At 60.2% G+C, this 25,312-nt stretch carries 23 protein-coding genes; 5 read left to right on the top strand and 18 right to left on the bottom strand.

Translation table 11 applies throughout. The features are described 5' to 3' along the window. The first annotated feature begins 3 nt into the window (after positions 1–3). From DNK50_RS10440 to pdeM, 3 genes are read left to right on the top strand one after another with little or no spacing between them, the layout of a single operon-like run. Complete coding sequence (locus DNK50_RS10440) at positions 4–768, top strand: ABC transporter ATP-binding protein (RefSeq protein WP_099583336.1); 765 nt, start codon at positions 4–6, stop codon at positions 766–768. 58 nt (positions 769–826) lie between these two features. Continuing rightward, a complete protein-coding gene (locus DNK50_RS10435; protein WP_112193878.1) occupies positions 827–3,301 on the top strand; it encodes a ligase-associated DNA damage response DEXH box helicase in 2,475 nt (824 codons plus the stop codon). Next, positions 3,298–3,951, top strand: a complete 654-nt coding sequence (gene pdeM / locus DNK50_RS10430) for a ligase-associated DNA damage response endonuclease PdeM (RefSeq protein ID WP_112193877.1) — start codon at positions 3,298–3,300, stop codon at positions 3,949–3,951. The genes DNK50_RS10435 and pdeM overlap by 4 nt, the downstream gene beginning before the upstream one ends. Before the next feature lie 23 nt (positions 3,952–3,974). Here pdeM and DNK50_RS10425 read toward each other — a convergent pair whose 3' ends face one another. Both DNK50_RS10425 and dcd read right to left on the bottom strand, forming a co-directional pair. Then, positions 3,975–4,172 carry a hypothetical protein gene (locus DNK50_RS10425; protein WP_010212420.1) on the bottom strand — a complete coding sequence of 66 codons (198 nt, stop codon included), beginning with the start codon at positions 4,170–4,172 and terminating at the stop codon, positions 3,975–3,977. Between the two features lie 107 nt (positions 4,173–4,279). After that, the gene (gene dcd, locus DNK50_RS10420) at positions 4,280–4,846 is read right to left on the bottom strand and encodes a dCTP deaminase (protein ID WP_003172320.1); all 567 of its coding nucleotides are present in this window, start codon (positions 4,844–4,846) and stop codon (positions 4,280–4,282) included. A gap of 389 nt (positions 4,847–5,235) precedes the next feature. On the opposite strand from dcd, the gene DNK50_RS10415 reads away from it, so the two are divergent. Continuing rightward, a complete protein-coding gene (locus tag DNK50_RS10415; protein ID WP_002554837.1) occupies positions 5,236–5,445 on the top strand; it encodes a cold-shock protein in 210 nt (69 codons plus the stop codon). A 181-nt stretch (positions 5,446–5,626) separates the two neighbouring features. On the opposite strand, the gene rpoS is transcribed toward DNK50_RS10415, so the two are convergent. The 8 genes from rpoS to DNK50_RS10375 all read right to left on the bottom strand — a co-directional run bounded on the left by rpoS (position 5,627) and on the right by DNK50_RS10375 (position 12,745). Next, complete coding sequence (gene rpoS / locus DNK50_RS10410; RefSeq protein WP_099583339.1) at positions 5,627–6,631, bottom strand: RNA polymerase sigma factor RpoS; 1,005 nt, start codon at positions 6,629–6,631, stop codon at positions 5,627–5,629. 105 nt (positions 6,632–6,736) lie between these two features. After that, positions 6,737–7,573, bottom strand: coding sequence for a peptidoglycan DD-metalloendopeptidase family protein (locus tag DNK50_RS10405; RefSeq protein ID WP_112193876.1), 837 nt, complete (start codon positions 7,571–7,573; stop codon positions 6,737–6,739). 207 nt (positions 7,574–7,780) lie between these two features. Beyond that, complete coding sequence (locus DNK50_RS10400) at positions 7,781–8,416, bottom strand: protein-L-isoaspartate(D-aspartate) O-methyltransferase (RefSeq protein ID WP_169899534.1); 636 nt, start codon at positions 8,414–8,416, stop codon at positions 7,781–7,783. 41 nt (positions 8,417–8,457) lie between these two features. Further along, a complete protein-coding gene (surE, locus tag DNK50_RS10395; protein ID WP_099583341.1) occupies positions 8,458–9,207 on the bottom strand; it encodes a 5'/3'-nucleotidase SurE in 750 nt (249 codons plus the stop codon). After that, on the bottom strand, positions 9,195–10,253 hold the full coding sequence (gene truD / locus DNK50_RS10390; RefSeq protein ID WP_099583342.1) for a tRNA pseudouridine(13) synthase TruD: 1,059 nt from the start codon (positions 10,251–10,253) through the stop codon (positions 9,195–9,197). Before truD ends, surE begins: the two co-directional genes overlap by 13 nt. Next, entirely contained in the window at positions 10,250–10,723 is a 474-nt protein-coding gene (gene ispF / locus DNK50_RS10385; protein WP_012722614.1) for a 2-C-methyl-D-erythritol 2,4-cyclodiphosphate synthase, read from the bottom strand. Before ispF ends, truD begins: the two co-directional genes overlap by 4 nt. Before the next feature lie 55 nt (positions 10,724–10,778). Then, positions 10,779–11,624, bottom strand: coding sequence for an S-formylglutathione hydrolase (gene fghA, locus DNK50_RS10380; protein WP_099583343.1), 846 nt, complete (start codon positions 11,622–11,624; stop codon positions 10,779–10,781). 8 nt (positions 11,625–11,632) lie between these two features. Then, positions 11,633–12,745, bottom strand: coding sequence for an S-(hydroxymethyl)glutathione dehydrogenase/class III alcohol dehydrogenase (locus DNK50_RS10375; protein WP_057701300.1), 1,113 nt, complete (start codon positions 12,743–12,745; stop codon positions 11,633–11,635). A 110-nt stretch (positions 12,746–12,855) separates the two neighbouring features. Here DNK50_RS10375 and DNK50_RS10370 point away from each other — a divergent pair, with 110 nt between their 5' ends. Next, positions 12,856–13,752, top strand: coding sequence for a LysR substrate-binding domain-containing protein (locus DNK50_RS10370; protein WP_099583344.1), 897 nt, complete (start codon positions 12,856–12,858; stop codon positions 13,750–13,752). Between the two features lie 58 nt (positions 13,753–13,810). Here DNK50_RS10370 and ispD read toward each other — a convergent pair whose 3' ends face one another. The 8 genes from ispD to dnaE form a co-directional block, all read right to left on the bottom strand. Next, the gene (gene ispD / locus DNK50_RS10365) at positions 13,811–14,518 is read right to left on the bottom strand and encodes a 2-C-methyl-D-erythritol 4-phosphate cytidylyltransferase (RefSeq protein ID WP_099583345.1); all 708 of its coding nucleotides are present in this window, start codon (positions 14,516–14,518) and stop codon (positions 13,811–13,813) included. Beyond that, the gene (ftsB, locus tag DNK50_RS10360; protein ID WP_003231201.1) at positions 14,515–14,793 is read right to left on the bottom strand and encodes a cell division protein FtsB; all 279 of its coding nucleotides are present in this window, start codon (positions 14,791–14,793) and stop codon (positions 14,515–14,517) included. Before ftsB ends, ispD begins: the two co-directional genes overlap by 4 nt. 171 nt (positions 14,794–14,964) lie before the next feature. Beyond that, positions 14,965–16,254 (bottom strand): phosphopyruvate hydratase, encoded by a 1,290-nt coding sequence (eno, locus tag DNK50_RS10355; protein WP_053137218.1) that lies wholly within the window; start codon positions 16,252–16,254, stop codon positions 14,965–14,967. Positions 16,255–16,411: 157 nt separating this feature from the next. Next, a complete protein-coding gene (gene kdsA, locus DNK50_RS10350; RefSeq protein WP_010563535.1) occupies positions 16,412–17,257 on the bottom strand; it encodes a 3-deoxy-8-phosphooctulonate synthase in 846 nt (281 codons plus the stop codon). Positions 17,258–17,262: 5 nt separating this feature from the next. Then, a complete protein-coding gene (locus tag DNK50_RS10345) occupies positions 17,263–18,894 on the bottom strand; it encodes a CTP synthase (RefSeq protein WP_032891641.1) in 1,632 nt (543 codons plus the stop codon). A 274-nt stretch (positions 18,895–19,168) separates the two neighbouring features. After that, complete coding sequence (gene tilS / locus DNK50_RS10340) at positions 19,169–20,479, bottom strand: tRNA lysidine(34) synthetase TilS (protein WP_112193875.1); 1,311 nt, start codon at positions 20,477–20,479, stop codon at positions 19,169–19,171. Positions 20,480–20,639: 160 nt separating this feature from the next. Continuing rightward, entirely contained in the window at positions 20,640–21,587 is a 948-nt protein-coding gene (locus DNK50_RS10335; RefSeq protein WP_003172288.1) for an acetyl-CoA carboxylase carboxyltransferase subunit alpha, read from the bottom strand. Positions 21,588–21,715: 128 nt separating this feature from the next. Continuing rightward, positions 21,716–25,237 carry a DNA polymerase III subunit alpha gene (gene dnaE / locus DNK50_RS10330; RefSeq protein ID WP_112193874.1) on the bottom strand — a complete coding sequence of 1,174 codons (3,522 nt, stop codon included), beginning with the start codon at positions 25,235–25,237 and terminating at the stop codon, positions 21,716–21,718. Positions 25,238–25,312: the final 75 nt, after the last annotated feature.

Genomic DNA, 25,312 nt, shown 5'->3' with positions numbered 1-25,312 from the left:
CCCATGTACAAATTGACCGTTGAAGGCCTGCATAAAAGCTATGGCGACAATGAGGTGCTCAAAGGTGTCTCGCTGAAGGCCAGGACCGGTGACGTGATCAGCCTGATCGGCGCCAGCGGCTCGGGCAAAAGCACCTTTTTGCGCTGCATCAACTTCCTGGAAACCCCCAACGACGGCGCCATGACCCTCGACGGCAAGCCGATCCGCATGGTCAGCGACCGCCACGGCATGCGCGTGGCCGACGACGCCGAATTGCAGCGCCTGCGCACGCGGCTGGCGATGGTGTTCCAGCACTTCAACCTGTGGAGCCACATGAGCGTGCTGGAAAACATCACCATGGCGCCACGCCGGGTGCTGGGTTGCAGTAAAAAGGACGCCGAGGACCGTGCCCGTCGCTATCTGGACAAGGTCGGCCTGCCAGCGCGAGTGGCCGACCAGTACCCGGCGTTTCTCTCCGGTGGCCAGCAGCAACGGGTGGCCATCGCCCGCGCGCTGGCCATGGAACCGGAGGTGATGCTGTTTGACGAACCCACCTCGGCGCTCGACCCGGAGCTGGTGGGCGAAGTGTTGAAGGTGATCCAGGGCCTGGCCGAGGAAGGCCGCACCATGATCATGGTCACCCATGAGATGAGCTTTGCGCGCAAGGTGTCGAGCCAGGTGCTGTTCCTGCACAAGGGCCTGGTCGAAGAGCAAGGCGCGCCTGAGGATGTGTTGGGCAATCCGAAGAGCGAGCGTTTGCAGCAATTCCTGAGTGGCAATTTGAAGTAAACCTTTGCGGTGCCTGGAGGGTCTGTGGGAATAGACCTTCCAGAGCGTCAGCCGCCGCATGGCAAAACCCCACGACTTCGCCAAGACATGGTTCGCCGCCAAGGGCTGGAAGCCGTTCGACTTCCAGAAAGCGGTTTGGCAAGCGGTCAAGCAAGGCCGGTCAGGGCTGCTGCACGCCAGCACTGGCGCGGGTAAAACCTACGCACTGTGGTTTGCCGCCCTCAATCGCTTCGCCACCACCCGACCGCCTGCTACGGGCAAACGCAAACCGCCTGCCGAGCCGCTGACGGTGCTGTGGATCACGCCGATGCGTGCGCTGGCCGCCGACACGGCTCGCGCCCTCGAAGCGCCGCTGGCGACCTTGCAGATTCCGTGGAGCGTCGGCCTGCGCACGGGCGATACCAGCAGCAGCGAGCGCGCCCGGCAAACCCGGCGCCAACCCACCGTACTGATCACCACCCCGGAAAGCCTGACCTTGATGCTCGCCCGCGCCGACAGTGAGGCGAGCCTCGCGCACCTGCGCATGGTGGTGGTGGATGAATGGCATGAGCTGATCGGCAACAAGCGCGGCGTACAGTTGCAATTGGCGTTGGCGCGGCTGCGGCGCTGGCGCCCTGACCTGATGGTGTGGGGCATTTCGGCGACCTTGGGTAATCAGCCCCACGCGCTGGAGGTATTGGTCCCACAAGGCGGCGGAATCAATGTGCAAGGGCAAACGGCCAAACAGCTGAAAGTCGACACCTTGTTGCCACTGGTTACCGAGCGTTTCCCGTGGGCCGGGCATATCGGTTTGAAGATGTTGCCGCAGGTGGCCGCCGAGGTCGAGGCCAGCAGCAGCTGCCTGGTGTTTACCAATACGCGGGCGCAGTCGGAAATCTGGTACCAGGCCTTACTGGAAGCGCGGCCGGAGTGGGCCGGGGTCATTGCCCTGCACCACGGTTCGTTGTCTCGGGAAACCCGCGATTGGGTAGAACGCGCCCTGAAAGACGGGCAGCTCAAGGCGGTGGTCTGCACCTCCAGCCTGGACCTGGGGGTGGATTTTTTGCCGGTGGAGCGGGTGTTGCAGATCGGCTCAGCCAAGGGCATCGCCCGTCTGATGCAACGTGCCGGGCGCTCCGGCCATGCGCCGGGGCGGCCATCGAGGGTGACGCTGGTGCCGACCCATAGCCTTGAACTGGTCGAGGCGGCGGCGGCCCAGGATGCAATTGCAGGGCGGCGCATCGAGGCCCGCGAATCACCCTGCAAACCGCTGGATGTACTCGTACAACACGTGGTGAGCATGGCCCTGGGCGGTGGCTTCACGCCGGATGCATTGCTGGCGGAAGTGCGCGGCGCCTGGGCGTATCGCGAGCTTACGGACGCGGATTGGGCCTGGGCGCTGGGGTTTGTACGCCATGGCGGGCTGTCGCTCACCGCTTATCCGGATTACCGCCGGGTGGAGCCCGACGAGCAGGGCATCTGGCGCGTGCCCGACGCCCGCTTGGCGCGACGCCATCGCATGAGTGTGGGCACCATTGTCAGCGACGCGAGTATCCAGTTGAAATTCTGGAGCAAGGGCGGCGGCGGCAAGAATCTGGGCAGCGTCGAGGAAGGTTTTATCGCACGGCTCAAGCCTGGGGATGGGTTTCTGTTTGCCGGGCGCCTGCTGGAACTGGTGCGGGTAGAAAACATGACCGCCTACGTGCGGCGCAGCACCGCCAAAAAGGCCGCCGTACCGCGCTGGAATGGCGGGCGCATGCCCCTTTCCAATGAGCTGGCCCAGGCCGTGGTGGAACGCTTTGACGCGGCGGCGCAGGGTCGCTTCGAAGGCCCGGAAATGCAGGCGGTGCAACCATTGCTACAGACGCAGTTGCGCTGGTCCGGCCTGCCGACGCGGGAACATCTGTTGGCCGAAGTGCTGAAGTCGCGGGAAGGTTGGCACCTGTTTCTGTACCCGTTTGCCGGGCGCCAGGTGCATCTGGGGTTGGCGAGCCTGCTCGCCTGGCGGGTCAGCCAAGGACAGGCAGTGACTTTCTCCATTGCCGTCAATGACTATGGCCTGGAGTTACTGAGCGCCACGCCGGTGGATTGGTCTGTATGGCTGAGCGAAGCGCTGCTGAGCCCGGCCAATTTGCTGAGCGACGTCGCCGCCAGCCTGAATGCCGGGGAACTGGCCTTGCGGCGCTTTCGTGAAATCGCCCGTATCGCCGGGCTGGTGTTTGCCGGCTACCCCGGCGCGCCGAAAAGTACGCGCCAGGTGCAGGCGTCCAGCGGATTGTTCTTTGAAGTGTTCAAGCAGTATGACCCGCAGAACCTGTTGCTGGCCCAGGCCGGGGAAGAAGTCCTGCGTGACGAGTTGGATATTCGCCGCCTGGAAGAGACCTTGCTTCGCTTGTCGGCGCTGAAACTGGACATGCATATGATCGAACGTCCTACGCCCCTCGCCTTCCCGCTGCTGGTGGAGCGGATGCGCGAAAGCATGAGTTCGGAAAAGCTCTCGGAGCGCATTGCACGGATGGTCAAGGATTTGGAAAAAGTAGCGGAGAAACGATGACGCACTGCTCGGTGACGCTTGGCGGCGAAGAACTGTGGTTGCTGGCGGAGAAAGCCGTGTACTGGCCTGCGCGCCAGTGTTTGTTGATTGCCGATGCGCACTTTGGCAAGGCATCTGCCTATCGCAGCCTGGGGCAGCCAGTGCCGCAGGGCACTACTACCGACAATCTGCAGCGTCTGGATCACTTGTTAAGCGCCCTGCCGTGCGCGCAGGTGATCTTTCTGGGCGACTTCCTGCACGGTCCCGGCTCACACGCCAGCGGCACACTGAGCGCACTGCGGGCCTGGCGAGCACGGCATTGCGACCTGGCGATGACGTTGATCCGCGGCAATCACGATAAACGCGCGGGCGATCCACCTGCTGACTTGAGGATCGAGGTGGTGCCTGAGCCGCTGCTGATGGGACCTTTCGCCCTGCAACACGAACCGGATCCCCATGCCAGCCACCTGGTGCTGGCGGGGCATGTGCACCCGGTGTATCGCTTGCGCGGCAAGGGTCGGCAGAGCCTGCGCCTGCCGTGCTTCCTGCTGGGCAGGCACGTCAGCCTGTTGCCAGCGTTTGGCGCATTTACGGGCGGATACGCAGTAGATCAGGGCGATGATCACCAAATTTTTGTGATTGGCGATCACCAGGTCTGGCCAGTTGGCTGAAACACCGACTGGGCTTGCAGGTATCAGGCAACCGGTGCGGGTGGCGGCTCATCGGGAAGGGTCGGCTCACCGGGTTCGGTAGGCTGTGGGTAATCCGGCTCGGGTTGGCCGGGGATGCCGCCCGCATAAGCGGGATCGGCCATCAGGGACCAGGCCAGAACGCCAATCTGGTTGGGTTCAAGCCGGGCAAGTTCTGCGCTGATTCGCGGGTCGATCTTCATAAGGCACTCCTCAAGCGTGGCCCGGCGCGTTTTGCACGCGCCGAGGCAGTACACCCAATAGAGTCACTTTCTGCGGACTAATTCCCTTTACGCGTAGGACCTTTCGATCAAGCGCGTGGCAAGGTGACGCCGCGCTGGCCTTGGTACTTGCCTGCGCGGTCTTTGTAGGACACTTCACAGGCCTCGTCGGACTGCAAGAACAGCATCTGCGCTACGCCTTCATTGGCGTAGATCTTGGCCGGCAGGGTGGTGGTGTTGGAGAACTCCAGGGTGACGTGACCTTCCCACTCAGGCTCAAGCGGCGTCACGTTAACGATAATGCCGCAGCGCGCGTAGGTGCTTTTACCCAGGCAGATGGTCAGCACGTCGCGGGGAATACGGAAGAATTCCACGGTGCGCGCCAGGGCGAAAGAGTTTGGCGGAATGATGCAAACGTCGCTCTTGACGTCGACGAAGCTCTTTTCGTCGAAGTTCTTCGGATCGACGATCGCCGAGTTGATGTTGGTGAACACCTTGAACTCATCGGCGCAGCGCACATCGTAGCCGTAGCTGGAAACGCCATAGGAGATCACTCGGTCGTCGCCTTCACCACGAATCTGGCGCTCGACGAACGGTTCGATCATGCCGTGCTCTTGCGCCATGCGGCGAATCCACTTGTCCGATTTGATGCTCATGGCGGGTGTCCTGAATAGCGAGGTGGAAAAATTCTGTGTGGCATCTTACCGGTGCCGGCGTTGGGGTTCAAAGGGCGTCGGGCTTTTCTTGATGAATGCCCCGCCGGCTGTAAGGCGCAGCCAGCAGGGCCGGGGGCCGTATTGCCGCCAGCGGTACCGGTAAATACCACCGCCAGTCACGAAAATAGAGAAACCTTCGGAAATACCATTGGCACGTTCCGGAAAAAGGGTTAAGGTGGCGCCACTGTGCTGCTTGTGTCACTGAGAATCTCTACACGATATGTTGAATTTCGATCCAACCATCTCCAAGAATTTTTCCTGCTCTTTGCACTCAGTCTCGGCCAGGGCTTTTCCTGAGTCGCAGTTAACTTTGTCCAAGGAGATACACCATGTCTAATCGCCAAACTGGTACCGTTAAGTGGTTCAACGATGAAAAAGGCTTCGGCTTCATCACTCCACAATCCGGTGACGACCTGTTCGTTCACTTCAAAGCTATCCAATCCGACGGCTTCAAAAGCCTGAAAGAAGGCCAACAGGTTTCTTTCATCGCTACCCGCGGTCAGAAAGGCATGCAAGCTGAAGAAGTTCAAGTTATCTAACTTGTACTGACTTAGTCGAAAAAACCCCGCCCTTAAAAGCGGGGTTTTTTTATGCCTGGAACAAAAAAATGTGGGAGGGGGCTTGCCCCGATTGCGGTGTATCAGTCGATATAGCTGGCGACTGTGACACTGCTATCGGGGGCAAGCCCCCTCCCACATTCAAATAATCAAGCTGCGCCGCTTATTGGAACAGCGATTCACTCGACAAGCCATTCTTCTCCAGGATCTCACGCAAGCGCTTGAGCCCTTCCACCTGGATCTGCCGCACCCGCTCACGGGTCAGGCCGATCTCCAGGCCTACGTCCTCCAGGGTGCTGCTCTCATGACCACGCAGGCCGAAGCGGCGAATCACCACTTCACGCTGCTTGTCTGTAAGCTCCGACAACCACTGGTCAATGCTTTGGGACAGATCAACGTCCTGCAACAGCTCGCAAGGATCTGTAGGGCGATCATCCGTCAGGGTGTCCAGCAGGGTTTTATCCGAATCCGGACCCAGCGAGACATCGACCGAAGACACGCGCTCGTTAAGGCCCAGCATGCGCTTGACCTCCCCTACCGGTTTTTCCAGCAGGTTGGCGATTTCTTCGGGCGAGGGTTCATGATCGAGTTTTTGAGTGAGCTCACGCGCTGCCCGCAGGTAGACGTTGAGTTCCTTGACCACATGGATCGGCAACCGGATCGTGCGGGTCTGATTCATGATCGCCCGTTCGATGGTCTGGCGAATCCACCAGGTGGCATAGGTTGAAAAGCGGAAGCCCCGCTCAGGGTCGAACTTCTCCACTGCCCGGATCAGGCCCAGGTTGCCCTCCTCGATCAGGTCCAACAGGGACAGCCCACGATTGACGTAGCGCCGGGCGATTTTCACCACCAGGCGCAGGTTGCTTTCAATCATGCGCTTGCGCCCAGCCGGATCACCCTTTTGCGACAACCGCGCAAAATGGACTTCCTCTTCGGGGGTCAGCAGGGGGGAAAAGCCGATTTCATTGAGGTACAGCTGGGTCGCGTCGAGCGCCCGTGTGTAATCAATGTATTTATGTTGCTTTAACGCGGAGGAGTTTTTGGATTTGGTGCGAACTGAAGGTGTTGCAGGTCCCTCATTCGACATCGATTCCATAGCGATACCGGTCTCCATAAGGAGAACCTCATCGTCGATGTCAAACTCCGGCGCTTCTTTACTGAGAGCCATTGTTATAGTCCTTTGGTGAGTTCGACCTCAAGCTCAAGCGACGCCTTTATCCTTGGCAACGCTGGAGCCTGTTCCTTCTACGTGAGGGAACAGGCTGGCAACACATCAACGACGGGGTAAGAATTGCAGCGGATCTACAGGCTTCCCTTGACGGCGAATCTCAAAGTGCAGTTTCACCCGGTCTGTACCCGTTGAACCCATTTCGGCAATTGTCTGTCCGACTTTGACTTGCTGCCCCTCCCGAACCAACAGCCTGCGGTTATGACCGTAAGCACTGACGTAGGTATCACTGTGTTTGATGATGACCAGCTCGCCGTAGCCCCGTAAACCACTCCCGGCGTACACCACTGTCCCATCAGACGCAGCTAAAACAGGCTGTCCCAAATCCCCGGCGATATCAATGCCTTTATTCAAACTACCGTTTGAAGAGAATTTTCCAATCAACACTCCGTTTGAGGGCCATCCCCAACCGGTCGGCGCAGGTCCGGCAGGCGGCAACGGCGCGGCTGTCGGCTTGTTCGTAGCCGTCGGCGCAGCAGTGCCGGCAGGCCGTGTAATGATGGTGGTTTTGCTCGAAGACGACGGTGAAGATCCGGTGTTTGTCACAACCGCCGTAGGCGCGGAACCGGTGCGACCGTCGAAGCGAATCGTCTGACCCGGATGTATCGTGTAGGGCACAGGAATATTGTTACGGGCTGCAAGCGCTTTGTAGTCCCACCCATAACGGAAGGCGATCGAGAACATCGTGTCGCCCTTGCGCACCACATATTGCCCGGTAGTTACCGTCGGCTTTTGCGGTGCGGCATTATTACGGTCAACGACCCGTGCACCGCTGCTTGGCGAGCTGGAACAGCCCACCAACAAGGAACCGAAGACAAGGCCAAGCACCAGTCGCTGAAAACTTGTTTTACCCATACGCTGCGCAAGACCTGTGAGACTCACCCGCCGCTCCCTTTATGGTGGCTGAACATGAACGCCTGTATCAGGCTTGAAATATGTCGCAAGTATAACTGGGCATTGAAGTTTTACCGGCACGCGACTGAAACGAATCATTCAACGTGTTGAATCGATGAAGCCATCATGTTGACTTGATGGACCCCGCCGTAAGACACATCCCCATCCGCAGAATTCACTGACGGCGAAAATTCATCAGGCCAGTGGGCCGTTGAGTAACGGAACAAAGCGCACTGCGCCCAATACATGCCGGGAAAAACCGTCGTCCTCACGGACAATAAGCATCAATTGTTGCACTTCGCCGGAGCCCACCGGGATGACCAGGCGCCCGCCCGGGGCCAACTGGTCGAGCAGCGCTTGCGGAACATCGGTGGCCACGGCGGTGACGATGATGCCGTTGTAAGGCGCCAGCGCCGGCCAGCCTTCCCAGCCATCCCCCCAGCGAAACACCACGTTGCGCAGGTTCAGTTCCACCAGGCGTTCCTTGGCACGATCCTGAAGCACCTTGATGCGCTCCACCGAGAACACACGCTCCACCAGCTGCGACAGCACGGCGGTCTGGTACCCGGAACCGGTGCCGATCTCCAGCACCTTGTCCAGCGGCCCTGCGGCCAGCAGCAGCTCGCTCATGCGCGCCACCATGTAGGGCTGGGAGATGGTCTGGTTATGCCCGATGGGCAAGGCCGTATCTTCATAGGCGCGATGGGCCAGGGCCTCATCGACAAACAGATGGCGAGGCGTACGGCGGATCACTTCCAACACCTGGGCGTTGGACAAGCCTTCTTCGTACAGGCGCTGGATCAAACGCTCACGGGTGCGCTGGGAGGTCATCCCGATGCCCCGACGCAGCAGGTCGTCTTGTTCACGAGCCATCAGCGCAATCCCTCCAGCCAGCCTTCGAGACCACTGAAGGCATCGCTGAAGGTTCGGTCGAATTGCAACGGGGTAATCGACACATAACCTTGCATCACCGCATGAAAGTCCGTGCCCTCGCCCCCGTCTTCGGCATCACCGGCGGCTGCAATCCAATAGCCTTCCTTGCCGCGCGGGTCGACCACTTTCAACGGCGCTGCTGCACGGGCGCGATGGCCCAGGCGCGTCAGTTGGATGCCACGGATATGGTCGAGGGGCAAATTGGGAATATTGACGTTGAGCACTGTACGCGGCGGCAGGTCCAGAGAGGCGTGGGCCTCCACCAGCTTGCGTGCGAAATAGGCGGCGGTGGGCAGGTTGTCCAGTTGCCGCGAGGCAAACGAAAAAGCGAACGAGGTACGGCCCAGGAAGCGCCCTTCGAGCGCTGCCGCCACGGTGCCGGAATACAGCACGTCGTCGCCCAGATTGGCGCCGAGGTTGATGCCCGACACCACAAGGTCCGGCTCTTGATCCAACAGGCTGTTGATGGCCAGGTGCACGCAGTCGGTGGGCGTACCGTTGACGCTGATAAAGCCATTGGCCAGAACCTGCGGGTGCAGGGGACGGTCGAGCGTCAGCGAACTGCTGGCACCACTCTTGTCCTGGTCGGGGGCAACCACCACGCACTCGGCGTAATCCTGCAGCGCAGCATAGAGCGCGGCAAGGCCGGGTGCGGTGGCACCGTCATCGTTTGATATCAGAATACGCATGGGCTGTCCGTCTGCCCCACCGGCACCAGATCAACAAGCTCGCGCACCAAGACAGTGGCGAAGCATCCGGCCGGCAGGACGAATTCCAATTGCAGAATGTCAGGCCCGGGATAATGCCACGTCAACCCGCCAATGGGCAGTCGCAGAATGCGACGTTCCTGGCTCATGCCGGCATTCACCAGCCAATCGCGCAGGTCGGCTTCACTGGCGGCGATCGCCTGCTCCAGTTCATGGGTGGCACCGGTCGCGGGCGAATCGCCTTCGCCCCACTGCGGGCCAGTGGGGTGCAGGTCCAGGATCGCCAGGCGCGGGTCACTGCACTCAGCCTCTCCCGCCGGGAAAAAACTGCGACTGTCAGTAAACGCCAGCAGATCACCCACTTGCGCACGCTGCCAGGAACCGTCGGCGACCCGTGCTGCCAGGACCTTGTTGAACAGGAAACTGCGCGCCGTAGACAACAACCGCGAACGCACGTTGCGCTGCTCTGGCAGGGCCTTGCGCGCGGCCCACTCACGGGCGTCGACCACATTGCCACCGTTGTGGCCAAAACGCTGGGTGCCGAAATAATTGGGAATGCCGTGCTGCGCAATCAGCTGCAAACGCGCATCGATGGCGGCGGTATCGCCGGCCAGCTGGGTCAGGCGCAAGGTGAACCCGTTGGCCGCGTGCGCGCCGCGTTGCAGCTTGCGCTTGTGGCGGGCGGTCTTGAGAATCTTGAGGGTGTCATTTTCTGCAGCGCTCATGTCCGGGTCGGCCTTGCCCGGCAGTTGCACGCTGAACCACTGGCGGGTCAGCGCCTGGCGGTCCTTGAGCCCGGCATAGCTGACGGTGCGCAACGGCACGCCGGCAGCTTTGGCGATACGGCGCGCAGCTTCCTCAGTATTGAGGCCACGTTTTTCCACCCACAGCCACAAGTGCTCGCCCTCGCCGGTCAGCGGGATATCCAGCACTTCGTCGACCTGGAAATCTTCAGCCGTGGCCTTCAGGACCGCGCTGCCCAAAGCCTCGCCGTAGGCACGCGGGCCCAGCAATTCCAGATCATTCATGCGCGCAGCAACAAGGCGACGGAGTGCACCGCAATGCCCTCTTCACGACCGGTAAACCCGAGCTTTTCGGTGGTGGTGGCTTTCACGTTGACTTGATCCAATTCAATTTGCAGGTCTGCGGCAATCAGTGCGCGCATCGATTCGATATGGGGCGCCATCTTCGGTGCCTGGGCGACGATGGTGTTGTCGACGTTACCGACCTTCCAGCCCTTGGCGTGGATCAGGCCGACCACATGGCGCAGCAATACCCGGCTGTCCGCGCCCTTGAAGGTGGGGTCGGTGTCCGGAAAGTGCTTGCCGATATCACCCAACGCCGCAGCGCCGAGCAAGGCATCGCTCAAGGCATGCAACACCACGTCGCCGTCGGAATGAGCCAGCAGCCCATGGTGGTGCGCAATGCGCACGCCGCCCAGAGTGATGAAATCGCCTTCAGCGAAACGGTGCACATCGTAGCCGTGGCCAATACGCATAAAAAAAACGCCCCGATTTAATTCAGGGCGTGATTCTACCTACTTTTGCCTCACATTAACCGAGCAAAGCACGGCCATGGTGTCGCAAATGGTCTTCGATGAAGCTGGCGATGAAGAAATAGCTATGGTCATAGCCAGGTTGCAGGCGCAGTTCCAGCGGATGCTTGGCCGCCTTGGCTGCTTGCCGCAGGGCTTCAGGCTTGAGCTGCACCGCGAGGAAATCGTCGCGATCGCCCTGGTCCACCAGCAAGGGCAGCTTTTGCGAGGCTTCGCTGATCAATACGCAGGCATCCCATTCACGCCACTTCGAGCGCTCTTCGCCCAGGTAACGGGAGAAGGCTTTCTGGCCCCACGGGCAATCCATCGGGTTGTTGATCGGCGAAAACGCCGACACCGACTGGTAACGCCCCGGGTTGCGCAGCGCGCACACCAGCGCACCGTGTCCGCCCATGGAGTGGCCGCTGATACCGCGTTTATCCGAAGCAGGGAAATGCGCTTCAACCAACGCCGGCAATTCCTGCACCACGTAGTCATGCATCCGATAATGCCTGGCCCACGGTTCCTGCGTGGCATTCAGATAGAAACCGGCCCCCAGACCGAAGTCCCAGGCGTTATCCGGATCACCCGGCACACCGGGACCGCGAGGGCTGGTGTCCGGCGCAACGATGATCAACCCCAGCTCGGCGGCCATGCGCTGTGCGCCAGCCTTCTGCATGAAGTTCTCGTCGGTGCAGGTCAACCCGGACAGCCAATACAGCACCGGCAGCTTGCCGCCCTGCTCCGCTTGCGGCGGCAGGTAAACGGCGAAGGTCATGTCGCAATCGAGCACGTCGGAATGGTGCTTGTAGCGTTTATGCCAGCCGCCGAAGCTCTTCTGGCAGGACAGGTTTTCCAGACTCATGGCCGACCTCAGAAGTGGATGACGGTACGAATGCTTTTGCCTTCATGCATCAGGTCAAACGCTTTGTTGATGTCTTCCAGACCCATGGTGTGGGTGATGAAGGTGTCCAGCGGGATCTCGCCGGTCTGGGCCATTTCCACGTAGCTTGGCAATTCAGTACGACCGCGCACGCCACCGAACGCCGAACCACGCCAGACGCGACCGGTCACCAACTGGAACGGACGGGTAGCGATTTCCTGACCAGCACCGGCTACACCGATGATCACCGACTCGCCCCAGCCTTTATGGCAGCACTCAAGTGCGGCACGCATCAGTTGCACGTTGCCGATGCATTCGAAGGAAAAGTCCACGCCGCCGTCGGTCAAATCAACAATCACGTCCTGGATCGGGCGGTCGTAGTCTTTCGGGTTGATGCAGTCGGTTGCGCCCAATTGCTTGGCAATTTCGAACTTGGCCGGGTTGATGTCGATGGCAATGATGCGACCGGCCTTGGCCTTGACCGCGCCGATCACCGCTGACAGGCCGATGCCGCCCAGCCCGAAGATAGCCACGGTATCGCCCGGTTTGACCTTGGCAGTGTTGAGCACCGCACCGATGCCTGTGGTGACGCCGCAACCAAGCAGGCAGACTTTTTCCAGCGGCGCGTCTTTAGCAATCTTGGCCACGGAGATTTCCGGCAACACGGTGTACTCGGAGAAGGTCGAGGTGCCCATGTAGTGGAAAATCGGCTGGCCCTTGTAGGAAAAGCGCGTGGTGCCATCCGGCATCAAGCCTTTGCCCTGGGTAGAACGGATGGCCTGGCACAGGTTGGTCTTGCCCGACAGGCAGAATTTGCACTTGCCGCATTCCGGGGTGTACAGCGGGATCACATGGTCACCGACGGCGACCGAGGTAACGCCCTCGCCGATGGCTTCAACCACCGCACCGCCTTCGTGGCCGAGGATCGACGGGAAGATACCTTCCGGGTCGGCGCCCGACAGGGTGTAGGCGTCGGTGTGGCATACGCCGGAAGCCACCACGCGCAACAGGACTTCGCCAGCCTTGGGCATGGCGACATCCACCTCAACAATCTCAAGGGGTTTCTTGGCTTCGAAGGCGACGGCGGCGCGGGACTTGATCATCCGGTGTTTCTCCAGGGAGTTTAAAACTGAGACGGCGAGTGTAAAACATGCCCCACTGATTAATAATCCAGGCAAAAGCAAAACTTTATTGCTGTACAGGGACAATCACCATGTTGGAAAACCGCTGGGAAGGCATCGATGAATTTGTCGCCGTGGCCGAGTGCAGCCAATTCACGGCAGCGGCCGAGCGCCTGGGCGTGTCCTCATCCCATATCAGCCGGCAGGTGGCCCGCCTGGAAGAGCGACTGCAAACACGATTGTTGTATCGCAGTACGCGCAAGGTGACGCTGACCGAAGCCGGCCAGACTTTCCTGCAACACTGCCAACGCTTGCAGGACGGTCGCGAAGAAGCCCTGCGTGCGGTAGGCGACCTCGCCAGCGAACCCAAAGGCATGCTGCGCATGACCTGCGCCGTGGCTTACGGCGAACGTTTTATTGTGCCGTTGGTGACGCGATTCATGGGGCTTTACCCTCAGTTGCGGGTGGATATCGAATTGAGCAACCGACAGTTGGATCTCGTGCATGAGGGCCTGGACCTGGCGATTCGCCTGGGGCGCCTGCAGGATTCGCGAATGGTCGCCAGCCGCCTCGCGCCGCGCCGCATGTACTTGTGCGCCTCGCCGTCCTACTTGGCACGGTACGGTCGGCCACATAGCTTGTCGGAATTGAGCCGGCACAACTGCCTGATCGGCAGTTCGGATATTTGGCAACTGGCCCAGGACGGGCGCGAATTCTCCCAGCGGGTGCAGGGAAACTGGCGCTGCAACAGTGGGCAGGCGGTGCTGGACGCGGCGTTGCAGGGGGTTGGGTTGTGTCAGTTGCCGGACTATTACGTGCTGGAGCATTTGCACAGCGGCGCGCTGGTGTCGCTGCTTGAGGCGCATCAGCCGCCGAATACGGCGGTGTGGGCGCTGTATCCGCAACAGCGGCATTTGTCGCCGAAGGTCAGGAAGCTGGTGGATTTCTTGAAGGAGGGGTTGGCCGGGAGGCCGGAGTACAGTCGTTGATTGGGTGTTGCTTGGGCGGGCCTCATCGGGGGCTTGCCCCCGATAGCGGTTCCGCTGATTACCGCCGATTCGCCCACCGCAACCGCAACCACTCAAGATCCTCCGGCCGGGTCACCTTGATATTGTCCGTACGCCCTTCTATCAGGCGCGGCGCCTGGCCGGACCACTCCATGGCCGAGGCTTCGTCGGTGATAAGCGCATCGGCCACCAGGCTGTCAGCCAATGCGCGGTGCAAGGCGCCGAGGCGAAACATCTGCGGCGTGTAGGCTTGCCAGATGAGACTGCGATCCACGGTTTCCACCACCCGACCCTGCTTGTCGGCACGCTTCAGGGTATCGCGCGCCGGCACAGCCAAAAGGCCGCCGACGGGATCGTCAGCCAGTTCGCTCAATAAATTGTCGAGGTCCTCACGACTCAGATTAGGCCGGGCAGCATCATGCACCAGCACCCAATCCTCATCGCTGGCGCCCAGGGCATTGAGCTGCAGCAACGCGTTAAGCACAGAACCCGAGCGCTCGGCGCCACCGTCCGCACGCTGGATACGCGGGTCAGTGGCACATGCCAGGTTTGGCCAATAGGGGTCATCACAAGCAAGACTGACCACCAGGCCCTTGAGCGCTGGGTGGTCGAGAAAACAGCCAAGGCTGTGTTCAAGAATAGTGCGCCCGCCCAGTTGCAAATATTGCTTGGGACGGTCCGCAGCCATACGGGCACCGACGCCCGCGGCAGGAATCACGGCCCAGAAGGCCGGCAAACTGTTACTCATTGGGCCAACTGGTAGAGGGTTTCGCCCTCCTTGACCATGCCCAGTTCATGACGAGCCCGCTCTTCAACGGTCTCCGTGCCTTTTTTCAGCTCAAGCACTTCAGCATCCAGGACGCGGTTGCGCTCCAGCAAGATCTCGTTTTCGGCGTGCTGTGCCGCAATTTGCTCAGTCAGGTCTTTTACCTGCGCAAAGCTGCCATTACCCACCCACAGGCGGTACTGCAGGCCAGCCAGCAACAAGAGCAAGACGAGGAACAACCAATTGGGACTGCGCATCGAATATCGGGTATCCAGTGAAAAAAGACAGCCATGCCTAACTTTTGAAGCAACTGATAGCACGAAGCCTGGAAGAACCAGGCTTGTGCTTGATAGCCATCAGATTAGCGTCGAAATGTTCACTTTCGTGAACTTTCCGACGCAATCCGCCGACTTTTTAGCATTTACAGATCAGCCGCGAAACTCACCGCGACCGTTGTACTTGGCTTTGCCCGCCAGTTGCTCTTCGATACGCAGCAATTGGTTGTACTTGGAAACGCGATCGGAACGGCACAGGGAACCGGTCTTGATCTGGCCCGCCGAGGTACCCACGGCCAGGTCGGCAATGGTCGAATCTTCGGTTTCGCCGGAGCGATGGGAGATTACGGCGGTGTAGCCCGCAGCCTTGGCCATCTGGATGGCTTCCAGGGTTTCGGTCAGGGTGCCGATCTGGTTGAACTTGATCAGGATCGAGTTGGCGATCTTTTTATCGATGCCTTCCTTCAGGATCTTGGTGTTGGTCACGAACAGGTCGTCGCCCACCAGTTGGACTTTCTCGCCGATCTTGTCGGTGAGGATTTTCCAGCCGTCCCAATCGGACTCGTCCAGGCCGTCTTCGATCGAGATGATCGGATAGCGCTGGGTCAGGCCCTTCAGGTACTCAGCGAAACCTTCGGAGTTGAACACCTGGCCTTCGCCGGACAGGTTGTATTTGCCGTCTTCATAGAATTCGCTGGCGGCGCAGTCCAGGGCCAGGGTCACGTCGGTGCCCAGCGTGTAGCCAGCGTTGGCCACGGCTTCGGAGATCACTTTCAGTGCATCTTCGTTGGACGCCAGGTTGGGTGCGAAACCACCTTCGTCGCCTACGGCAGTGCTCAGGCCACGGGCCTTCAGGACAGCTTTCAGGTGATGGAAGATCTCGGTGCCCATGCGCAGGCCTTCGGAGAAGGTCTTGGCGCCAACCGGCTGCACCATGAATTCCTGGATGTCGACGTTGTTATCAGCGTGCTCGCCACCGTTGATGATGTTCATCATCGGCACCGGCATCGAATAGACACCCGGCGTACCGTTCAGGTTGGCGATGTGAGCGTACAGCGGCAGGTCCTGGTCCTGAGCAGCAGCCTTGGCAGCGGCCAAGGACACGGCGAGGATGGCGTTGGCGCCCAGGCTACCTTTGTTTTCGGTGCCGTCGAGCTTGATCATCGCGTGGTCCAGGGCTTTCTGGTCCAGCGGATCCTTGCCCAGCAACAGGTCACGGATCGGGCCGTTGATGTTGGCTACAGCCTTGAGTACACCCTTGCCCAGGTAACGGCTCTTGTCGCCATCACGCAGTTCCAGCGCTTCGCGCGAACCGGTGGAAGCACCGGACGGCGCGCAGGCGCTGCCGATGATGCCGTTATCGAGAAGCACGTCGGCTTCGACGGTGGGGTTGCCACGGGAGTCGAGAACTTCACGACCTTTGATGTCGACGATTTTTGCCATTGTTGTAAACACTCCAAAGTTGACGAAAACGACGCAGCTGAAGGGAAACTTTTGACCGACCGCAAGGGTGGAACAACGGGGCAGGCTTGCAGGCGACAAGGCTCAGGCCCGAGGGCCTGAACAGAAAACATGGGAAAGTCTACCGGAGAAACGACGCTTACGCGGTCTCTACCGTCGGAAAACTCTTGACCAGTTCGTCCAACTGCTTGAGCTGGGCCAGGAATGGCTCCAGCTTATCCAGGCGCAAGGCACATGGACCGTCGCATTTGGCGTTGTCCGGATCCGGGTGGGCTTCCAGGAACAGGCCAGCCAGGGACTGGCTGATGCCGGCCTTGGCCAGGTCCAGTACCTGGGCACGACGCCCACCGGCGGAGTCGGCGCGACCACCGGGCATTTGCAGCGCGTGGGTCACGTCGAAGAACACCGGGTATTCGAACTGTTTCATGATGCCGAAACCGAGCATGTCCACCACGAGGTTGTTGTAGCCGAAGCTCGAACCGCGCTCGCAGAGGATCAACTGGTCGTTACCCGCTTCCACGCACTTGTTCAGGATGTGTTTCATCTCCTGGGGCGCGAGGAACTGGGCTTTCTTGATATTGATCACTGCGCCGGTCTTGGCCATCGCGACGACCAGATCGGTCTGGCGCGACAGGAAGGCCGGCAACTGGATGATGTCGCATACTTCGGCGACCACGGCGGCCTGTTCAGGCTCGTGGACGTCGGTGATGATCGGCACACCGAAGGCTTGCTTGATGTCCTGGAAGATCCGCATGCCTTCTTCAAGGCCTGGGCCGCGATAGGAGGTCACGGACGAACGGTTGGCCTTGTCGAAGCTGGCCTTGAACACGTAAGGGATACCCAGTTTCTGGGTAACCTTTACGTACTCTTCACAGACCTGCATCGCCATGTCACGGCTTTCCAGCACGTTCATGCCGCCGAACAGCACCATGGGCTTGTCGTTGGCAATCTCGATGTCGCCTACGCGAATGATCTTCTGGGCCATCAGGTTTACGCCTTCTTCTGATGTTGCGTCAGTGCAGCTTTGACGAAACCGCTGAACAACGGGTGACCGTCGCGTGGAGTCGAGGTGAACTCTGGGTGGAACTGGCAAGCGACGAACCATGGGTGATCCGGTGCCTCGACCACTTCAACCAGCGCGCCATCACCGGAGCGACCGGAGATTTTCAGGCCGGCTTCCTTGATCTGCGGCAGCAGGTTGTTGTTCACCTCGTAGCGGTGACGGTGACGCTCGACGATCACGTCCTTGCCGTAGCAATCGTGAACCAGCGAGCCCGGCTCCAGCAGGCAGTCCTGCGCGCCAAGGCGCATGGTGCCGCCCAGGTCGGAGCTTTCGGTACGGGTTTCAACAGCGCCAGTGGCGTCTTCCCACTCGGTGATCAGGCCCACGACCGGGTGACCGCTCTTGCTGTCGAACTCGGTGGAGTTGGCGTCTTTCCAGCCCAGCACGTTACGGGCGAACTCGATAACGGCCACTTGCATACCCAGGCAGATACCCAGGTACGGCACCTTGTTCTCACGAGCGTACTGCACGGCGGTGATCTTGCCTTCCACGCCACGCAGGCCGAAACCGCCGGGAACAAGAATCGCGTCAACACCTTCGAGCAGCGCAGTGCCCTGATTCTCGATGTCTTCGGAGTCGATGTAGCGCAGGTTGACCTTGGTACGGTTGCTGATACCGGCGTGGCTCATCGCTTCGATCAGCGATTTGTACGCGTCCAGCAGCTCCATGTACTTGCCGACCATGGCGATGGTGACTTCATGCTCAGGATTGAGCTTGGCGTCGACCACGGCTTCCCATTCGGACAGGTCCGCGCCATTGCACTGCAGGCCGAAACGCTCGACCACAAAATCGTCCAGGCCTTGCGAGTGCAGGATGCCCGGGATCTTGTAGATGGTGTCGGCGTCTTCCAGGGCAATCACCGCACGTTCTTCGACGTTGGTGAACTGCGCGATCTTGCGACGCGAGGAAATATCGATCGGGTGATCGGAGCGGCACACCAGCACGTCCGGCTGAAGGCCGATGGAACGCAGTTCCTTGACCGAGTGCTGGGTTGGCTTGGTCTTGGTTTCGCCGGCGGTGGCGATGTAAGGCACCAAGGTCAGGTGCATCAGCATCGCGCGCTTGGCGCCGACTTCGAAACGCAACTGGCGGATGGCTTCGAGGAACGGTTGGGATTCGATGTCACCCACGGTGCCACCGATCTCGACCATCGCCACGTCGGCATCGCCTGCACCCTTGATGATGCGGCGCTTGATTTCGTCGGTGATGTGCGGGATCACCTGGATGGTTGCACCCAGGTAGTCACCACGGCGCTCCTTGCGCAGCACGTGCTCGTAGACACGGCCGGTGGTGAAGTTGTTGTTCTGGGTCATGGTCGTGCGGATGAACCGCTCGTAGTGGCCCAGGTCCAGGTCAGTCTCGGCGCCGTCGTGTGTGACGAACACTTCACCGTGCTGGAACGGGCTCATGGTGCCCGGGTCGACGTTGATGTACGGGTCCAGCTTGAGCATGGTGACTTTAAGCCCCCGCGCCTCCAGGATGGCCGCCAATGAAGCGGAGGCAATGCCTTTCCCCAATGAAGAAACAACACCGCCCGTGACGAATATGTAGCGCGTCATGAAAAACCCTAGAAGTCTGCGTTAAAGCGGTCCGAGCCGCCGGGGAAAGCGAAGAGAGGCCGAAGCCCCCGATCACCTGCATTAATCACAGTGCACCTTTCAAAAAAACCGCCGCGTTGTGACAGACCAGCAGTGAAACTGCCAGTACGTTGATCGCTACACATTTTTTGGAATCGCCCAGCAAAGACTGCTTGGTAATCGGCAACTGCTGCGATTCAGGCGAATCCACAGAAGTTGTATCAAGAAGGGAGCGTAGTCTACCGGAAAGGCGCTATCAGCTCAAACCTTGATCGCAGGTCTGTGGCATCCAATGTAATTGCCAGCCTCGACTGGGTGCCGCCCAATGTCCAATGAGGCTGGGCACGCCCAGCAATTGCTCGCCCCGATACAGCAGCGGCAATCTGCCACGGACGAAACCCGGCACGCCACTTTCGTTAAGCAGGCGCTTCAAGTCACGCCGACCTCGGCCGGGCACCTCGACGATTTCACCGCCCTGGCGATAACGCACCTCCAGCGGACCTTCGGGCGCCTCGCCGATAATGCTCAGCAGGCCATTGCCGGGTAACTCTAGTGGGTTTTGCGGATCGGGCCAGCTCACCGTTGCGTCGGAAAATTCCGACCAGATCGCAGGCAACCACCAGATGCGCTCGCCACAGCGGTGCAACTCGCCGTCAGCCAAGCGCCATAGCGGCTGTGCGTCGGCCTTGGCATCACGTAAGGAATACCAACTGGCCCAGTGATCACTGTCGGGCAACCGGGTGAGCGGAGCCAGCCAGTGACGCAGGGCGTTGCGCTGGCGGGCATCGGAAAGCTTGCGCAGTGCTGCCAAATCCAGGGATGGCAACTGAAGCCAGGGCAACGGCGAAGGTCGATCCGCGAACTGCAAGTCCATACGGGCCAGCTCATCAAGCAGTCCCTGCGCGTCGCTCAGGTGCTCGGCGGTACGGGCCAGGCTTGAGACAGCCTGGGGCCAGCGTTCCGTGAGGACAGGGAACACTCGGTGGCGCAGGTAGTTACGGGAGAACCGTGGATCGGCATTGGATGGATCCTCGATCCACTCCAATTGATGCTCGTGGGCGTATGCCTCCAGTTCCGCACGGGAGGCATCCAGTAACGGGCGCAGCAGATGCCCCCCCGCCAATGGACGCTGCACCGGTATTGCCGCCAACCCGCGCACCCCAGACCCGCGCAAGAGGCGAAACAGCAGGGTCTCAGCCTGATCGTCGCGATGCTGGCCCGTGAGCAAGACCTCCCCTGCCCCGACCACCTCGGCCAACGCCTGGTAACGCGCCTCACGGGCGGCACGCTCAAGACTCGCGCCTGGCTGGACCTGTACGCGCATGACGCGCAAGGGCACGCCCAGGCTGTCACAAACTGACTGGCAATGACTTGGCCAGGCATCAGCAGCAGCCTGCAGGCCATGGTGGACATGAACGGCGCTGAGCGGCGGGAGGTGTTCGGTGTTGGCGAGGAGGTGGAGCAGGACAGTGGAATCAAGACCGCCGGAGAAAGCGACATGCAAGGCGGGGGCGTTGCGCCAGGGGGCCAAGGCGTGCCGTAGTCTGGCGGTTAAGCAGGGCTTCATGGAAAGTACCGCCATCGATCTGTAATGCGATAACCCAGCATACACAAAGCAAATGTGGGAGGGGGTTTGCCCCCGATAACAGTGGGTCAGCCACCCGATTGGTTGACTGACACCCAGCTATCGGGGCAAGCCCCCTCCCACACTTGGTCTTGCTGCGACTTTAGAGACCGTAGCTCATCAGGCGCTCGTAACGACGGGCCAGCAGTGCTTCGTTATCCAGCTTCTTGAGCATCGCCAGTTGCGAGCCCAACTCGGCACGGATGGTCGCAGCGGCAGCAGCCGGGTCGCGGTGGGCGCCGCCCAAGGGCTCGGCGATCACTTTGTCCACGATGCCAAGGCCTTTGAGGCGATCGGCGGTGATGCCCATGGCTTCAGCAGCGTCCGGCGCCTTTTCTGCGGTTTTCCACAGGATCGAGGCACAACCTTCGGGGGAGATCACCGCGTAGGTCGAATATTGCAACATGTTCAGTTGGTCGCACACGCCAATGGCCAGTGCACCGCCGGAACCACCTTCACCAATCACGGTGGCGATGATCGGGGTCTTCAGGCGGGACATGACACGCAGGTTCCAGGCAATCGCTTCGCTCTGGTTGCGCTCTTCAGCGTCGATACCTGGGTAGGCACCCGGCGTGTCGATGAAGGTCAGGATCGGCATTTTGAAACGCTCGGCCATTTCCATCAGGCGGCATGCCTTGCGGTAGCCTTCCGGACGCGGCATGCCAAAGTTGCGGCGGACTTTCTCGCGCACTTCACGGCCTTTCTGGTGACCGATCACCATCACCGGCTGGTCGTCCAGGCGAGCGATACCGCCCACGATGGCCGCGTCGTCGGAGAAGTGGCGGTCGCCATGCAGCTCGTCGAACTCGGTGAAGATGTGCTGAATGTAGTCCAGGGTGTATGGACGGCGCGGGTGGCGGGCCAGGCGCGCGATCTGCCAGCTGGTCAGCTTGCCGAAGATGTCTTCGGTAAGGGTGCTGCTCTTGTCTTGCAGGCGGGCGATCTCATCGCCGATATTCAGCGAATTGTCATTGCCGACCAGGCGCAGCTCTTCGATCTTGGCTTGCAGGTCAGCGATCGGCTGTTCGAAATCAAGAAAATTCGGGTTCATAAGCGTCCGTCTTGGGTCGACGGCCAGGGCGTGCCTGGCCAGCCGGTTGTCTGTTCGCGCCCTACCTTAAGGGAGAGGCGCGTTCAGGTCGAGATTAAATGTTCAGCCGAGGTCAGACGTGCTGACCGTCAGCGGTATTGGAGGAAGACGTTGTCTCGGCCGAACTGGTCACGCAAAGCTTGAATCAAGCCATCAGCAGGATCAATTCGCCAGGTCTCGCCGAACTGCAACATGGCCTTGGCGTCATTGCCGGTGTACTCCATGGTCACCGGGCATGCGCCACGGTGGCGCTTGAGCAGGTCGCCCAACCAGCGTAGCTGATCGCCCTTGAGCGCCTCGGTTTTGACCTTCAAACGCAGGCTTTCAGCCAGGTTGGTACGTGCATCTTCCATGCTCATTACCCGCTTGATACGCAGGCGCAGGCCACCGGAGAAGTCATCGTTGCTGACCTCCCCCTCCACTACCACCATGGCATCGGTCTGCAGCAGCGATTGCGCCGAATGGAAGGCGTCGGCAAACAGCGACGCCTCGATGCGACCCGAACGGTCGTCGAGGGTGATGAAACCCATCTTGTCGCCCTTCTTATTTTTCATCACCCGCAGGGCGATGATCATGCCCGCGACGGTTTGGGTGTCCCGCGCCGGTTTCAGGTCGATGATGCGCTGGCGGGCGAAACGGCGGATCTCGCCTTCGTATTCGTCAATCGGGTGACCGGTGAGGTACAGGCCCAAGGTGTCTTTTTCACCCTTGAGACGTTCCTTGAGGGTCAATTCCTTGGCCTTGCGGTGGTTGCCGTACACGTCCGCGTCTTCTTCGACGAACAACCCGCCAAACAGGTCGGCATGGCCGCTGTCATGGGTGCGGGCAGTCTGTTCGGCAGCCTTGATCGCTTCCTCCATGGCGGTCAGCAGCACCGCGCGGTTGCGGTCGATATTCGCCTGGTAGGCTTTCGGCTCGTCGTGGAAGTACGGGCCAAGACGGTCCAGCGCGCCGCTGCGGATCAAGCCATCAAGGGTTCTCTTGTTGATACGCTTGAGGTCAACCCGTGCGCAGAAGTCGAACAGGTCCTTGAACGGCCCGTCCTGACGCGCTTCGGTGATCGCCTCCACCGGGCCTTCGCCCACGCCCTTGATCGCGCCCAGGCCGTAAATGATGCGGCCTTCGTCGTTCACCGTGAACTTGAACTCCGAGGCGTTCACGTCCGGTGCATCGAGGCGCAGCTTCATGGTGCGCACTTCCTCGATCAAGGTCACGACCTTGTCGGTGTTGTGCATATCCGCCGAGAGTACCGCCGCCATGAACGGCGCCGGGTAGTGGGCTTTCAGCCACGCGGTCTGGTACGACACCAGGCCGTAGGCGGCGGAGTGGGATTTGTTGAAGCCATAACCGGCAAATTTTTCCACCAGGTCGAAAATGTTACCGGCCAGGTCGGCATCGATATTGTTGGTGGCGCAACCTTCAATGAAACCGCCGCGCTGCTTGGCCATTTCCTCGGGTTTCTTTTTACCCATGGCTCGACGCAGCATGTCCGCGCCGCCGAGGGTGTAGCCCGCCATGACCTGGGCGATCTGCATCACCTGTTCCTGGTACAGGATGATGCCGTAGGTCGGCGCCAGTACGGGCTTGAGGCCTTCGTACTGATAGTCGGAGTGCGGGTACGCCAATTCGGCGCGGCCGTGCTTACGGTTGATGAAGTCGTCAACCATGCCCGATTGCAGTGGGCCCGGACGGAACAGGGCCACCAGTGCGATCAAGTCTTCCAGGCAGTCGGGCTTGAGCTTTTTGATCAGCTCTTTCATGCCCCGCGACTCAAGCTGGAACACTGCGGTCGTTTCAGCTTTTTGCAGCAACTGGTACGTCGGCTTGTCGTCCAGTGGGATGAACGCAATATCCAGCGGCTCTTCGTCGACCTTGGCGCGCTCGCGGTTGATGGTCTTGAGCGCCCAGTCGATGATGGTCAGTGTCCGCAGGCCGAGGAAGTCGAACTTCACCAGGCCAGCCGCCTCCACGTCGTCCTTGTCGAACTGGGTCACCAGGCCGCCGCCCTCTTCGTCGCAATAGATCGGCGAAAAGTCAGTGAGCTTGGTCGGCGCAATTACCACGCCACCCGCGTGTTTACCGACGTTACGCACCACGCCTTCGAGCTTGCGGGCCATGTCCCAGATTTCAGCGGCTTCTTCATCGATCTTGATGAAGTCACGCAGGATTTCTTCCTGCTCGTAGGCCTTTTCCAGGGTCATGCCGACTTCGAACGGGATCATCTTCGACAGGCGGTCGGCCAGGCCGTAGGACTTGCCCTGCACTCGCGCCACGTCGCGGATAACCGCTTTGGCGGCCATGGAACCGAAGGTGATGATCTGGCTGACGGCATTGCGGCCATATTTCTCGGCCACGTATTCGATCACACGGTCGCGACCGTCCATGCAGAAGTCGACGTCGAAGTCGGGCATGGAAACCCGTTCCGGGTTGAGGAACCGTTCGAACAGCAGGTCATATTCCAGGGGGTCGAGGTCGGTGATCTTCTGTACATAGGCCACCAGCGAGCCGGCGCCCGACCCACGGCCAGGGCCGACGGGCACGCCGTTGCTTTTAGCCCACTGGATAAAGTCCATTACGATCAGGAAGTAACCGGGGAACCCCATCTGGATGATGATATCCAGCTCGAAATTGAGCCGGTCGACATACACCTGGCGCTTGGCTTCATAGTCCTCGGTGGTGTCCTTGGGCAGCAGCACGGTGAGCCGCTCTTCCAGGCCATCGAACGACACCTTGCGGAAATACTCATCGATGGTCATGCCATCGGGGATCGGAAAGTTGGGCAGGAAGTGCTTGCCCAGCTTCACTTCAATGTTGCAGCGCTTGGCAATCTCGACGGAGTTTTCCAGGGCCTCGGGCAGGTCGCTGAACAGCTCGGCCATCTCGTCGGCGCTTTTGAGGTATTGCTCTTCGCTGTAGTTTTTCGAGCGACGCGGGTCATCCAGGGCCCGGCCTTCGCCGATACATACCCGAGTTTCGTGGGCTTCGAAATCTTCCTTCTTGATAAAGCGCACATCGTTGGTAGCAACCAGTGGCGCGCCCAGCTTATCGGCCAGGGCTACCGCGGCGTGCAGGTGCTCTTCATCATTGGGGCGATTGGTGCGCTGCACTTCCAGGTAGAAACGGTCGGGAAAGACCTGCATCCACTCCTTGGCCAGCACTTCGGCTTCCTGGGGGTTGCCGCCCAGCAGCGCAAGACCAATCTCACCCTCTTTAGCGGCCGACAGCATGATCAGGCCTTCGCTGGCCTCGGCGACCCATTCACGCTCGATAATGATCGAACCGTTGCGCTGGCCATCGATAAAGCCGCGGGAGATCAGTTCCGTGAGGTTGCGATAACCGACGCCGTTCATCGCCAGCAGGCTGATGCGGCTCAGCGCATTATCCGGATCTTTATTGGACAACCACAGGTCGGCGCCGCAGATGGGCTTGATGCCGGCGCCCATCGCGTTCTTGTAGAACTTGACCAGGGAGCACATGTTGTTCTGATCGGTCACCGCCACCGCTGGCATGTTCATGCCCACCAGGGTTTTGACCAGGGGTTTGATCCGTACCAGGCCGTCGACCAGGGAGTACTCAGTGTGCAGGCGCAGGTGAACGAATGAAGCCGGCATAGTGATCCTGTCTTATACGTGGAAACAACAAGGCCCGGATTGTACCGGGCCTTGGCAAAAACATCAGCCTCGCGA

The sequence above is a fragment of the Pseudomonas sp. LG1E9 genome (genome assembly GCF_003290225.1).
Taxonomy (GTDB): Bacteria; Pseudomonadota; Gammaproteobacteria; order Pseudomonadales; family Pseudomonadaceae; genus Aquipseudomonas; species Aquipseudomonas cyclaminis.
This window is presented reverse-complemented; position numbering and strand designations above follow the sequence as displayed.

Excerpts from the sequence above, each read along its gene's own strand:
- DNK50_RS10440 (WP_099583336.1), top strand. The coding sequence starts at position 4 with ATGTACAAATTGACCGTTGAAGGCCTGCATAAAAGCTATGGCGACAAT.
- DNK50_RS10435 (WP_112193878.1), top strand. The coding sequence starts at position 827 with ATGGCAAAACCCCACGACTTCGCCAAGACATGGTTCGCCGCCAAGGGC.
- pdeM (WP_112193877.1), top strand. The coding sequence starts at position 3,298 with ATGACGCACTGCTCGGTGACGCTTGGCGGCGAAGAACTGTGGTTGCTG.
- DNK50_RS10425 (WP_010212420.1), bottom strand. The coding sequence starts at position 4,172 with ATGAAGATCGACCCGCGAATCAGCGCAGAACTTGCCCGGCTTGAACCC.
- dcd (WP_003172320.1), bottom strand. The coding sequence starts at position 4,846 with ATGAGCATCAAATCGGACAAGTGGATTCGCCGCATGGCGCAAGAGCAC.
- DNK50_RS10415 (WP_002554837.1), top strand. The coding sequence starts at position 5,236 with ATGTCTAATCGCCAAACTGGTACCGTTAAGTGGTTCAACGATGAAAAA.
- rpoS (WP_099583339.1), bottom strand. The coding sequence starts at position 6,631 with ATGGCTCTCAGTAAAGAAGCGCCGGAGTTTGACATCGACGATGAGGTT.
- DNK50_RS10400 (WP_169899534.1), bottom strand. The coding sequence starts at position 8,416 with ATGACCTCCCAGCGCACCCGTGAGCGTTTGATCCAGCGCCTGTACGAA.
- surE (WP_099583341.1), bottom strand. The coding sequence starts at position 9,207 with ATGCGTATTCTGATATCAAACGATGACGGTGCCACCGCACCCGGCCTT.
- truD (WP_099583342.1), bottom strand. The coding sequence starts at position 10,253 with ATGAATGATCTGGAATTGCTGGGCCCGCGTGCCTACGGCGAGGCTTTG.
- ispF (WP_012722614.1), bottom strand. The coding sequence starts at position 10,723 with ATGCGTATTGGCCACGGCTACGATGTGCACCGTTTCGCTGAAGGCGAT.
- fghA (WP_099583343.1), bottom strand. The coding sequence starts at position 11,624 with ATGAGTCTGGAAAACCTGTCCTGCCAGAAGAGCTTCGGCGGCTGGCAT.
- DNK50_RS10375 (WP_057701300.1), bottom strand. The coding sequence starts at position 12,745 with ATGATCAAGTCCCGCGCCGCCGTCGCCTTCGAAGCCAAGAAACCCCTT.
- DNK50_RS10370 (WP_099583344.1), top strand. The coding sequence starts at position 12,856 with ATGTTGGAAAACCGCTGGGAAGGCATCGATGAATTTGTCGCCGTGGCC.
- ispD (WP_099583345.1), bottom strand. The coding sequence starts at position 14,518 with ATGAGTAACAGTTTGCCGGCCTTCTGGGCCGTGATTCCTGCCGCGGGC.
- ftsB (WP_003231201.1), bottom strand. The coding sequence starts at position 14,793 with ATGCGCAGTCCCAATTGGTTGTTCCTCGTCTTGCTCTTGTTGCTGGCT.
- eno (WP_053137218.1), bottom strand. The coding sequence starts at position 16,254 with ATGGCAAAAATCGTCGACATCAAAGGTCGTGAAGTTCTCGACTCCCGT.
- kdsA (WP_010563535.1), bottom strand. The coding sequence starts at position 17,257 with ATGGCCCAGAAGATCATTCGCGTAGGCGACATCGAGATTGCCAACGAC.
- DNK50_RS10345 (WP_032891641.1), bottom strand. The coding sequence starts at position 18,894 with ATGACGCGCTACATATTCGTCACGGGCGGTGTTGTTTCTTCATTGGGG.
- tilS (WP_112193875.1), bottom strand. The coding sequence starts at position 20,479 with ATGAAGCCCTGCTTAACCGCCAGACTACGGCACGCCTTGGCCCCCTGG.
- DNK50_RS10335 (WP_003172288.1), bottom strand. The coding sequence starts at position 21,587 with ATGAACCCGAATTTTCTTGATTTCGAACAGCCGATCGCTGACCTGCAA.
- dnaE (WP_112193874.1), bottom strand. The coding sequence starts at position 25,237 with ATGCCGGCTTCATTCGTTCACCTGCGCCTGCACACTGAGTACTCCCTG.